The following is an 11,795-nucleotide window of genomic DNA, read 5'->3' as shown; positions in this document are numbered from 1 at the left end:
TTACTGATCCGCATCCTTCAGCCAGGAGCAAGAGCATGAGCAACTATGACGTGGTGATTCTGGGCGGTGGCCCCGGCGGTTATAACGCAGCGATCCGCGCCGGCCAGTTGGGCCTCAAGGCCGCGTGCGTCGAGGGCCGCGCCACGCTGGGTGGCACCTGCCTGAACGTCGGCTGCATGCCGTCCAAGGCGCTTTTGCATGCGTCCGAGCTGTACGAAGCGGCCCTGGGAGCGGAGTTCGCCAACCTCGGCATCGAAGTCAAACCCACGCTCAACCTTGCGCAAATGATGAAGCAGAAAGACGAAAGCGTGAGCGGCCTGACCAAAGGCATCGAATTCCTGTTCCGCAAAAACAAGGTCGACTGGATCAAGGGCTGGGGCCACATCGACGGCCCCGGAAAAGTCAGCGTGACCGGTGATCAGGGCAGCCGGATTGAACTGACTGCCAAGGACATCGTCATCGCCACCGGCTCCGAGCCCACTCCCCTGCCCGGTGTGGAGATCGACAACAAGCGCATCCTCGACTCGACCGGTGCGCTGTCCTTGAGCGAAGTGCCCAAGCATCTAGTGGTGATCGGTGCGGGCGTAATCGGTCTCGAACTCGGCTCGGTCTGGCGCCGGCTCGGCGCGCAGGTGACCGTGGTGGAATACCTCGATCGCATCTGCCCCGGCGTCGACGGCGAAGCCGGCAAGACCCTGCAACGCTCGCTGAGCAAACAGGGCATCAGCTTCAGGCTGAGCTCGAAAGTGACCAGTGCCACTTCATCGGCCAACGGCGTACAGCTCAGCGTCGAGCCCGCCGCTGGCGGCAGCGCGGAAATCCTTGAAGCCGATTACGTGCTGGTGGCCATCGGTCGTCGTCCGTACACCCAGGGCCTGGGCCTGGAAAACGTCGGCCTGAGCACCGACAAACGCGGCATGCTCGCCAATAAACAGCATCGCACTGAAGCGCCCGGCGTGTGGGTGATCGGTGACGTGACCTCCGGGCCGATGCTCGCGCACAAGGCCGAAGACGAAGCCATGGCCTGCATCGAACAGATCGTCGGCAAGGCCGGCGAGGTCAATTACGACCTGATTCCCAACGTGATCTACACCCGCCCCGAGCTGGCCAGCGTCGGCAAGACCGAAGAGCAGCTGAAGGCCGAAGGCCGGGCGTACAAGGTCGGCAAATTCCCGTTCACCGCCAACAGCCGGGCGAAGATCAATCACGAGACTGAAGGTTTCGCCAAAGTCATCGCCGATGAGCGCACCGACGAAGTCCTCGGCGTGCACCTGGTCGGCCCGAGCGTCAGTGAAATGATCGGCGAGTTCTGCGTGGCCATGGAGTTCAGCGCCTCGGCCGAGGACATCGCGCTGACCTGTCACCCGCACCCAACCCGCTCCGAAGCGTTGCGTCAGGCGGCGATGAATGTCGAGGGGATGGCGACGCAGATGTAAGCCCTGTGTGAATACTTCCCGTGCAATGCGGGAAGTATCAGGATGGCAGATGCCCCAGCGGCAACGCGCCGGGCGTCTTCACCGTGTGGATCGCAAAATTGCTGCGGATATCGCTCACCCCCGGCAGCTTCAACAGACACCCGGTGAGAAAGCGGTCATAGGCGCGCAGATCCGGCACCACCACTTGCAGCAGAAAGTCCGATTCCCCGGACACCAGAAACGCCGAAATCACCTCCGGTAACGCCGTGACCGCCCGATGAAACGCCTCGGCCTGTTCGTCGTTGTGCCGCTCGACTTTGACCCCGACAAACACCGTCAGCCCCAACCCCACTTCATCACGATCCAGATTGGCCTGATAACCGCGAATCACCCCGGCCTCCTCCAGCATTCGCACCCGGCGCAGGCACGGCGATGCCGACAGACCGATTTCGTCGGCCAACTGCACGTTGCTCAGGCGCCCGTCCCGTTGCAGCGCGGCGAGAATCTTGCGGTCGAAGGCATCCAGTTTCATGGTTGGCAGATCCTGATGGTTTACGCGGTGAAAAAGCGCAGATTATGCCAATTCAGAGGCCTTTAGAAGCTGACTACGCAACCACCTGCCCTGCCCTTCGGCCCTAGACTGAGGCGACCGAATCGACAACGAAAGGGGTGCGACATGGCAAGTCTCTGGCTGTTTTTCCTGGCGCTGGCAGTGGTCTTTCTGTTGCCCGGCCCGGACATGATCCTGCTGTTGCAGACCGGTGCCCGTCAGGGACGCGGCGCAGCGCTGGCCACGGCGGTGGGCCTGGCCGTTGCCCGAGGCTGTCATGTAGCGCTCGCAGCGTTGGGGCTGGCAGCGCTGTTCAAGGCGGCGCCGTGGACGTTCGATACCGTGCGAATCGCCGGGGCGGCGTATTTGCTGTGGATCGGTATTCAATGCCTGCGCACCACGTTGCTGCCGGATCTGAACGCCGGCACCGTCACGGACAGTCATGCGCAGTGGTACGCCGCCATCCGTCGCGGCCTGTTGACCAACCTGCTCAACCCGAAAGCGTTGCTGTTCTGCTCGGTGCTGTTGCCGCAGTTCATCGTGGCAAATGGCGCACCGGTGCTGACGCAATTCGCCGTGCTCGGCGCGATGCTGGTGGGCGCCGGTCTGCTGTTCGACAGCGCCTACGCCCTGACCGGCGCCGCGCTGGGCCGCTGGCTGAAACACTGCCCGACGGCCCAACGGGTGCAACAGTGGCTGTTCGGCAGCCTGTTGATCGGCTTTGCGGTGCGCCTGACCTTCGTCCAGCAGGCTTAGGCTTTACGGGCCTTGCGCTGGCGGCGGGTGATCAGCAACAACGCCACCGCGGTGAAGGCCACGATCGCACCGATCTGCACCGGCCACTTGTACGGCCGCAGTGTCGAACGCACCGAGTCGGTCACCTGAGTGACGTAGCGCTTGTCGGCACTTTCGAAGTCCGGATAAGGACACTGATGGCCGAAATCCACGGCCCACGGCACGTACGGCCCTTCGTCGACATAGCGTTTGTACAAGGCACTCTGCTCTTCCAGGCTGCTGTTCCAGCCCGCCGCCGAGCACAACACGGCGGCGAACGCCTGACTGGTGTGCGGCAGATTGTCCGCCGCACGGCTGGCCAGCGCCGTGGCGACAAACCGATAGTGAAAACGCTCATCCGGCTGCGCTTCACTGGTCTTCTGACGCTGCACTTCGGCTTCGCTGACCAGCGGCCCGACTTTCAGCTCGGTATTTTCCAGGCTGTAGTTGCCGCCGAAGGTCGCGTAATCCGGAGCCATTTCATAGCCCAGGATGTCCATGCCCCACTCACGGGCCGTCCACGCGGCATTGAACAGCGCGCTGGCACGCTTGGTCGGCCACCATGCTGAATCTGCCTTCAGGCGTTGCTGGCCATAGAGCCGAGCCTTGTTCTGCAGATCAGCATTGTCGAAATAACCGACCGCTTCTTCGTAATGCCCCTCACGCAACAGGCGCCGACCCAGCAGATTGCGCAGGCTGGCGGCCACTGGCAGCGGCACGTAATTGTCGCGATCCTGCTGGCTCAGCGCGGGCGGTGCCGGGACGTTGGTATCGACATAGTTTTTCAGCTCATCGACCGTCAGCACTCGCTCGGCCACGGTCGCGGCGTCGAACCAGTAAATATGCTGGCTGCGATACAACTGGTCGAAGGCCTGCAGGTACTCGCCACGTTGCAGCGCAAGAATTGCGCTTTCACCTTCGACCCGGCATTTGGGCTGCACGGTTTCGAGATTCCAGTCGGCGGTGCGCCGCTCGCCCCAGGATTCGTCCTGCGGGAACGCTTGCGCGGCCTTCGCGTAGGCCGCAGCCGCTGCGTTCCTGTCGCCATCGCGCACCGCCAGTTTTGCCCGCAGCCACCACGCCAGACCGCTGTCGCCAGCGTGTTCGAGGAACGCCTTGGCGCTGGCGTAATCGCCCTGTTGATAATTCATCGCCGCCAGGCGATCGGCGTTATCGAGGCTGCCGCGGGTGCTTGCTTGCAGCGCCTTGACCAGCTTCTTCTCGTTCGGCGGTTCATCGCCGAACGACCAGCCGATCCGGCTAATCAGCGAGGCGGTCACCAGTTGCTGCACCGCTTCGCGGCGCAGCAATTTCGCCAGCCGATCTTCGGGCTCCTCGGCCAGTTCGTTCATCAACTGCTTCAGCGAGGTATACCCGACGTTCGAGCCGTGCAGGTTTTGCGCGGCATACAGCTTGATGGCGCTGTTCCAGTCACCCGCCATGCGCAGCGCCCGCGCCTCTTCGCCGAGGCTGGCCACGCCCAGCTCCAGCGGATCGCTGAAGCCGTCGATGCTCAGTTGCCGCGTCTGGCGGAACGCGTCGATAGCGTTTTCCCAGGCTTCGAGCGCATCGCCCGCTTCGCTGCTCATGGCAAAGTACGCCCGGCCCAGAGAATAGGCAGCCCAGGTGCTGCGCAACGCACGCTGATCGGCCGGCAGCGCCAGCAACTGACGGAAATACTCGACCGCCAGTTGATGGTCACCGGCGCCGAACGCCACCGCGCCCGCCACATACAGACGCAGTTCCGCCGGCAGACTCGCGCCCTGCACGTCGACCTGATGCGCATCGGTCAGGCTGCGCAGTTGTTTGACCAGCGCTTGCTGTTCAGGGGTCAGGCCGATCTGCTCGGCCTTGTCGCGCACCTCGGCGGGATCTGGCGCCTCGGCGTAGAGCTCATCCGGATTGTGGGTGGCGGCGGTGACGTTCTTCAGCCCGGCGATGGTTTTGCCGAGGCGACTGATCTCGAATCTGAAGTTGCCCTCCGGCAGTTCCGCCAGTGATTGCCCACGATCATCGAGCAGACGCATCGGAAAATCCGGGCCGCAGGCCAGCGCCGAGCCCAGCGGCAGGCTGAGGCTCAGGCAAAGCAGATAGCGGGGCCAGTTACGGGTCAACATGCGAACCTCCTTGATCAATATTTGCGCAGCGTGCCCAACCGATCGCCCGCTGCCCGCCCGCCGGCAGGCGGCCGTCGCGCAGGCGGGTGAAGGTAAGCAGATCCGCCGTCTGTTGCAACGCATAACCGGCGAGCGCGTCAGCCCCTTCGCAGCCCCGGGCCTTGAGGGTGATGCGGGCGGGCCAGGCGCTGTCGAGGTTACCGACATTACGCAGGGCAATGTCTTGCAGGCCATTCTGTTCGGTAAACACCACGCCGAGCTGGCTGCTCAACGCATCGCCTCGGGCGACCGCATGCAGCGTGCTCAGGCTCCAGGCTCTGCGGTCGTTGGCCAACGGCAGGCGAAACCAGATCAGACCGGCCAGATGCGCCGGGCGATCCTCGCGTAACTCATTGGCCAGTCGGCCCAGTTGTTGCGGATCGGCGAGCAATTCGCGCCGCTGGCCACCGCGCTCAAGCGGCACTTCGCTTTCCACCACCGGGGCGCCATCGGCCTCCGCCAACAGCGCCACGCCATAAGCCGGCAGCGCCAGATAAAACGGTTTGTCGGTCACCCGCCCCCAGGCCTTGGCCCAGCGCCGCGCCTGCTCGGGATCGAACAGACCGCGACGCGGATCGCTGACGGCGTGCACCTGCAACACACTGCTGTCGACAGCCGCCAACAGCGCCGGCAACTGCGGGCTGTCGAGCCAGGCGGGCAACGCAGTGATGCTCAGAGGCAGGTTGGCCGGCAATGCGCCGCGCAAGTGGGTGAGGAATTCGGTGTAAGCGGACAGTCGGGCACTGCCGGCGTCATGGTCGATCTCGACGCCACTCAGGGTCAGTCCCTGCCCTTGCCAGTCAGCGAGCACTTGAAGGATTTGCGCCGTAACCGCTTGCGGGTCGAGCGCCTTGAGCTGGCCGTCGAGGCGAATCACCGCGATCAATGGCCGGGCATCGCGTTTCAGCAGCGCGGTATCGATTCGTGCCCGGCTCCATCCGGCATTCGGGAACGCCTGCAACGCCAAGACCCGCAACGTCGAAAAGTCGTTGCGACTGTCGTTCAGGGCAAGCTCATGGGCCGGCGTCCATTGCCGTTGCCAGACGTAAAGCTGCTGGTCGAGCGGCACTGCGTCCTGTCGTTCACAAGCACACAGCAGCAACACAGCCGCCAGGGCTGCCCACCCGATGATAAAGCGCATACCTTGCAGATCCCTGAGACATCAGGCTGCAAGGTTACACAAAAGCGTTCAGGGCTTGCGGGCAATGATGACCTGACTTTTCGCCACCACCGCATCCAGCGCCTGCTTGATCTGCGCGCCGCGCGGCGAGTCGAGCACCGCTTGCCAGGTATCGGCCCAATGGTTGAGCAGCGGATGATCCGGGTTGCTGAATTCGACCTTGGCCTCCCAGAACAGCATCATCCACATTGACCAGTAAAAGCCGTACTGACTGTGGCTGATGATCTCGAGCCCCGCCTCGCTGACCATCGCCTTGAACTGCTCTTCGCTGATGATGCGAATATGGTTGGGCTTCTGGAAATACTCCGGCGCGGCGATGTCCTTTTGCAGGTCTTCGGAGCTGGGGTGCGGCACGCTCAGCAAATACAGCGCGCCCGACTGGCCGACACGCACCAGTTCGGCAAGAAACTGCGCCGGGTCGTCGACGTGCTCGATGACTTCCGTGGACACCACGCGAGTGGCGGTGCCATCGGCAATCGGCAACGGATTGCAGTCGGTCACGTGGCATTCGACGCTGCGCGCCGGCGTATCGCTCAGGCGCTGGCGGGTCGCCTCGACCTTGGCGCCGTCGATGTCGGCAATGATGATCTTCGCCCCGCGCATGCCGCAGAAATGCACGTTGCCACCGTCGCCGCAGCCAACGTCGAGCAAGGTGTCATCGGCGGTTACCGGGAAACCTTTGAACAGCTCACCGGTTTGCTGGTTGAACCAGCCGCTGAGCATCGCGTCGTGCAGGCCGAGCATGTAAGGGTCGACCTTGTCGGCGACCGGTGCGACAGCTTGTGCGGGGGCCGGAGCCGCCGTGAGTTTTTTCAAAAGGCTCAGCATGAGGTGGCTCCAGGGGACGAGACGACGGTTCGCGAGGTGCCGAGGCGTTTCACCAGCGTGGCGCCTCGATTGCGCATGGGCATTTCGATCAAGCGGTAATTGAGTTCGCTGAGCAGCACGATCAGACCACCGGCTATCAGCAGCGTCACGATCGGATGCCCCGCCGGACTCGGCAGACCAGCGCTCTGCAAACGAAAGGTCAGTTCCCGCACCAGTTGATAGGCCGGGATGTGGATCAGGTAAATGCCGTAGGAGCGGCTGCCGATCCAGGCCATCGGTCGTTGCAGCCTGCCGGCCGGCAGCAGGTAATCGCGGTCGTACGAAGCGATCCACACCAGCACGGCGCTGAGCACGGCGATAGACCCGATGCGGTAACCGGCAAAGGTGAAACGGTCGGTGGCCATGAAGCTCAGCAGCGCTCCAAGGCCGATCAGCGCCAACACTCCGGCCCATGGCCGCCGCAGGAATACCGGCTCCCAACGGCGATAACCCGGCTGCACGCTCCACATCGCCAACAGCACGCCCAGCGCCAGCGCATCGGTGCGAATCACCATCAGCAGCGGCGTACGCACGGTGAACAATTGCACCGCCACCAGTGCCAGCAATGCCCACACCAGATGCTTGCGGCACAGCAGGATCACCAGCGGGAACAACAGGTAGAACTGCTCCTCCAGCGCCAGACTCCAGTAGACGAAACTGCTGCCGTATTCGTAATGAAAGAACGCATCGGCAAAGCGGAAGTTGGCGTACTGCAGCACCCCGGCCAGAGTGGCCTGGACGTTGGCGGACCACGTGCCGAACGCCCCTGATCGATTGAGAAATACGCACGCCAGCAGCATCAGCGCCAGCCACAGCCAGGCCGAGGGCAACAGACGAAACGCCCGACGCAGCCAGAAATTGCGCGTCTGCTCCCAGTATTCCCGGCGGTTGCTGCAACCGCGCAGCGCCGGGATCAGGCTGCGGGCGATGACAAACCCGGAGATCGCAAAAAACAGATCAACGCCCCACCATGGCTGAGCCAAGGCATGGATCCTTTCAAGCAGCGGCACCGGGTCGGTGAACAGGCTGCCCTGCAAGTGATGAAACAGCACACCGAGTACCGCAATAGCCCGCAGCACTTCGATGTCCATGATCCGCTTGCCGCTCATGACACACGTCCTGCATCGAGCGGTTTGCGAGCGATGATCACCTGACTCTTGGGCATGAACCGGTCCAGCATCTGTTTGATCGCCAAGCCATCGGGCTGCGCCAGCAAGTCCTGCCAGGTCCTGGCCCAACTCTCCATCAACGGTGGATACGGCGCCTGGATCCGGTCGCGCACGGCACCGCCGAGGTCACGGCCGGCAGCCCGTTCGCTGGCCCAGAAAAAGATCATGCCCATGACCCAGAAAAACCCCGTGGCCTGACGATGCTCAATCACCAGACCGGCATCCTCAACCAATGCCGCGAAGCGTTCCGGGGTAAAGATCTGCACATGATTGGGCGACTGGTAATAACCCGCCGGGGCAATGCCCTGCTGCAAATGCTCGCCCAACGGCGCCGGCACACTGAGCAGGTACAGCGCACCGGGCCGGCCCATGCGTACCAGCTCGGCCATGAACGGCTCGGGCTGATCGATGTGCTCCAGCACTTCCATGCACACCACTTTGCTTGCGCAACCATCGGCCAGAGGCAGTGGCAGGCTGTTGCTGACCAGGCCGAGACTGGCCTTGCGGCTCTGCGCTTCGACTTGCCGGGCGAGGTCGCGCACCTTGTCGTGTTCGCTGTCGGTGAAGATCACCGAGGCCCCCTGGCGCACGGCGAACAATGTCGCCACGCCCTCACCGCACCCCACGTCGAGCAGGGTGTCGTCCGCGTCAATGGCAAAGCCCTTGAGCAACTCGCCACTGTCGCCGTGAAACCAGCCGTCGAGCATGGCATCGTGCAGGCCGACGTCCCGCGGCGACACGCTGACGGACACAGGATTCGGCAGAGAGTCCGGCACCGATGGCGCAACCGGACGCAAACGCCTCAGCCATGCGCGGATCATGTGCCCGAGACTTCCGTTGCAGCGACAGCGCGGAGCTCGTGCACATGAGCGAGAAAATCGCGCAAACGCTGCTCGGCCACCGCCTGACTGCAGAACCCCTGGAGACTGGCAACGGCTTGCGCCGACATTTGCGCATAACGCCCGGGATCGTTCTTCGCCACCTCATAGCTGTCGCGATAGGCCACGCAGACCGATGCCCAGTTGGTCATGTAGCGCAACGTGCGAAATGCCCTGCGCGGGTCGTGCGGCCAGGCCGTGAGTTCATCGGTGGACTCGACCAGGAACGCGTTGTCGGTGCTCAGGTAATCGATCATCGCCGTGGTACGCGGCGCCACGGCCGGTTTGCCGCAGGACATGAATTCCATCAGCGGCAGGCACTGGCCCTCACCGTAGGAAGTGTTGACCACGTAACGGGTGGCCTGCACCAGACGCTCGTAGTCGGCGTCCGCGAGGTAGCCGTAAATCAGCACGATGCGGCAGCGGTAGGTCTGGTTTTTATACAGGTGATGAAGAATGTCGCTGAGCGCTTCTTCGGCATCGTGGTGCGTGAGCTTGAGCACCAGCGTCGCGTCTTCGATGTCGCGGAACGTCACGCAGAAGGCGCTGAGCATGTCTTCCCAGTTCTTGCGTCCGTCACCGGGATTGAACACCGACGTGTAGACGACACCGTCCAGCAACAACTCCTGCTCACGCACCGGTGCCTGGAAATCGATGCCCTGGCCACGGCGCAAATGTTTCGGGCCAAACGCGTCGAGGTCGAGCTGACGGCTGTCGGCGACCAGTCCCTTGATCGTCAGGCGCACCGGACCCGTCGAGGGTTGCCCCTGAAGCTGCGCGCCCCGGGCCGCAAAGCGATCCCACACCGGCGCCGGCACCGCGACAATCGGGTAATCGGCGCCCATGGCTTCGTGCACGGCATTGACCGTGTAGGTGGAATGGGTGATCGCCGCGCCGCAGGCCCGGAGCACCATGCGCCAGTCATTGCGTGGTTCGTTGTCGAAGGGTTCGTTGGGGATGGTGCTGAATTCCCAGGCGAACACCGGCAACGTCGGGCATGCCAGGTGGATCGGCGTGCGGTGCGGCGGCGAGAACGACAGGAACACGCACGGCTCGCCACGGGACAGGCACTCCAGGTACAGCGCATCGACTTCGCGCGCCGGATCGACGACTTCCACCACACGCCCAAGGCGTTCCAGCACCGGTCGGTATTCCTTGAGCACGAAGTAATAGCTGTACTCCGAACGACCGAGGTTCTGCGCAATGGTGTGCTGGTTGGTTTCCGAGTGAATGATGATCAGCATGAGGCGTTGTCCGTCACGGGGGCGGCATCGACGGTCAGTGGTGCGAGGCCGAAAAAGTCCGCCATGCGCTGCTGCACCGGGGCGAACGCGCAGTAGTCGTGCATGCGCTCGACAGCAGCGGCAGACATCCGCGCGTACTCCTGCGGCTGCGCCTTGGCCATCCGGTAGCTGTTCTCATAGGCGCTTTTGAGCGAAGCCCAGTCCGGCCGATAGCGCAAAGTGCGGTAAATGATGCGGGTGTCCTGGGGCCAGATCGTCAGCTCTTCGCTGGACCGGACGACGAAGGCCACGGTGTCGTCGATGTAGTCTTCCATGGCCGTGTGATCCGGGGCGATCACCGGTTTGCCGCTGGACATGAATTCCATCAACGGCAGGCACAGGCCTTCGCAGCGTGAAGCGTTGACGTAAAAACTGGCGGCCTGGTAAAGCCGCGCGTATTGCGCATCGTCCAGATAACCGTGCATCACCAGCACCCGGCAGGCGAACGGTGTCAGTTGTGCGAGCAGGGTCATCAGTTCGCTGTAGTAGGACGCCAGATCGTTCTGGGTAATCTTCAGCACCAGCGTCGCGTCAGGCGTTTCGCGAAAGGCCCAGCAGAACGCGGTAACCAGATGATGCCAGTTCTTGCGGCCGTCCCTGGGGTTGAACACGGTCACGTAGATCACGCCTTCTACCGTGGCCTCGACCACCGAGGACGTGTCCGGCAGATCCAGCGGCGGTGGCTCGGCTACGGCCACCGCATGCGCTGCGGCAATGGCCGGCAGGCGTTTCTCGAGCCAGGCGTGCATGCGATCCGAGAGCAGATCCTGCACACCTTCCCAATACCAGTGATGCAGGAACGTCACCCGGTCTCCACCCGCCCCCAGCCACCACAGACGCAGATAATGGCGGGCAATCACCAGGCGGCGTTTGAACGTCAGCGGTGGTGGGCGTAGCGCCTCGATTTCGGCCAGTTGCTCGGCAGTCAGCGGCTTGGGCAACAGGTCATCGGCGCAAAGACCCAGCATGCGACTGTCGAAAATGCAGCCCTTGATGGCCAGGGTCGCGCCGGGATTGATCGGCGCACTGACATGTTGCTCACGAATGGCGGAGAAGTTTTCCCACAAGGGCGTCGGCAGCACGAGTACCGGAAAGTCCTCGCCCATGGCGCGGCGAATCGCGCGGGCGGTGTGGCTCGACAGCGTAATGACCCGTCCCTGTCGGGCGAGCATTTGCGTCCAGTCGTGACGCGGATCATCGTCCCATGATTCATCGGGGATCGAATCGAATTCCCATGCAATCACGCAGATCGTCGGGCACTCAAGGTCGGTCGGGGTATTTTGTGGCGGCGTGAAGGACAGGAAAACGCTGCTTTCACCGGCGGCGAGCAGTTGCCGATAGAGTGGATCAACCTCGGCGCTGGTAGACACCACATGCACCCGCCCCAGGCTTTCCAGCACCGGGCGATAGGCCTTGAGCACGAAGTAGTAGCTGTATTCGGGACGCCCCAGACTCTGGCTGATGGAGCGGTCGTTGACGTCCGAGTAGAGAATGAAATTCATGGCATCCCACGGTGCAACCGC

The 11,795-nt window shown here is 63.1% G+C and carries 10 protein-coding genes; 2 read left to right on the top strand and 8 right to left on the bottom strand.

Translation table 11 applies throughout. The annotated features are described in order from the left end of the window. The first annotated feature begins 35 nt into the window (after nucleotides 1-35). Nucleotides 36-1,436, top strand: a complete 1,401-nt coding sequence (gene lpdA, locus QLG12_RS21965; protein ID WP_197868942.1) for a dihydrolipoyl dehydrogenase — start codon at nucleotides 36-38, stop codon at nucleotides 1,434-1,436. 37 nt (nucleotides 1,437-1,473) lie between these two features. Here the strand turns inward: lpdA and QLG12_RS21960 are convergent, their stop codons facing one another. Continuing rightward, entirely contained in the window at nucleotides 1,474-1,947 is a 474-nt protein-coding gene (locus QLG12_RS21960) for an Lrp/AsnC family transcriptional regulator (RefSeq protein WP_007954205.1), read from the bottom strand. A gap of 144 nt (nucleotides 1,948-2,091) precedes the next feature. Here QLG12_RS21960 and QLG12_RS21955 point away from each other — a divergent pair, with 144 nt between their 5' ends. Beyond that, nucleotides 2,092-2,721 carry a LysE family translocator gene (locus QLG12_RS21955; RefSeq protein ID WP_197868943.1) on the top strand — a complete coding sequence of 210 codons (630 nt, stop codon included), beginning with the start codon at nucleotides 2,092-2,094 and terminating at the stop codon, nucleotides 2,719-2,721. Here the strand turns inward: QLG12_RS21955 and QLG12_RS21950 are convergent. The 7 genes from QLG12_RS21950 to QLG12_RS21920 are packed head-to-tail and all read right to left on the bottom strand — an operon-like array spanning nucleotide 2,718 to nucleotide 11,774. Further along, nucleotides 2,718-4,856 (bottom strand): hypothetical protein, encoded by a 2,139-nt coding sequence (locus QLG12_RS21950; RefSeq protein ID WP_282475219.1) that lies wholly within the window; start codon nucleotides 4,854-4,856, stop codon nucleotides 2,718-2,720. The genes QLG12_RS21955 and QLG12_RS21950 overlap by 4 nt on opposite strands. Further along, complete coding sequence (locus tag QLG12_RS21945) at nucleotides 4,843-6,036, bottom strand: DUF3142 domain-containing protein (RefSeq protein ID WP_282475218.1); 1,194 nt, start codon at nucleotides 6,034-6,036, stop codon at nucleotides 4,843-4,845. The genes QLG12_RS21950 and QLG12_RS21945 overlap by 14 nt, the downstream gene beginning before the upstream one ends. Before the next feature lie 48 nt (nucleotides 6,037-6,084). Then, nucleotides 6,085-6,903, bottom strand: coding sequence for a class I SAM-dependent methyltransferase (locus QLG12_RS21940; RefSeq protein ID WP_197868946.1), 819 nt, complete (start codon nucleotides 6,901-6,903; stop codon nucleotides 6,085-6,087). Then, nucleotides 6,897-8,051 (bottom strand): acyltransferase, encoded by a 1,155-nt coding sequence (locus QLG12_RS21935; RefSeq protein ID WP_197868947.1) that lies wholly within the window; start codon nucleotides 8,049-8,051, stop codon nucleotides 6,897-6,899. Before QLG12_RS21935 ends, QLG12_RS21940 begins: the two co-directional genes overlap by 7 nt. Then, nucleotides 8,048-8,932 carry a class I SAM-dependent methyltransferase gene (locus QLG12_RS21930; RefSeq protein ID WP_197868948.1) on the bottom strand — a complete coding sequence of 295 codons (885 nt, stop codon included), beginning with the start codon at nucleotides 8,930-8,932 and terminating at the stop codon, nucleotides 8,048-8,050. The genes QLG12_RS21935 and QLG12_RS21930 overlap by 4 nt, the downstream gene beginning before the upstream one ends. Beyond that, entirely contained in the window at nucleotides 8,929-10,233 is a 1,305-nt protein-coding gene (locus QLG12_RS21925; protein ID WP_282475217.1) for a glycosyltransferase, read from the bottom strand. Before QLG12_RS21925 ends, QLG12_RS21930 begins: the two co-directional genes overlap by 4 nt. Further along, the gene (locus QLG12_RS21920; protein ID WP_232253746.1) at nucleotides 10,227-11,774 is read right to left on the bottom strand and encodes a glycosyltransferase; all 1,548 of its coding nucleotides are present in this window, start codon (nucleotides 11,772-11,774) and stop codon (nucleotides 10,227-10,229) included. The genes QLG12_RS21925 and QLG12_RS21920 overlap by 7 nt, the downstream gene beginning before the upstream one ends. Between the last annotated feature and the right edge of the window lie 21 nt (nucleotides 11,775-11,795).

It is taken from the genome of Pseudomonas sp. V88_4, from assembly GCF_029967985.1.
Lineage (GTDB): Bacteria > Pseudomonadota > Gammaproteobacteria > Pseudomonadales > Pseudomonadaceae > Aquipseudomonas > Aquipseudomonas glycinae.
Note: the sequence above shows the minus strand (reverse complement) of the source record. Positions and strands in the feature narration are given on the sequence as shown.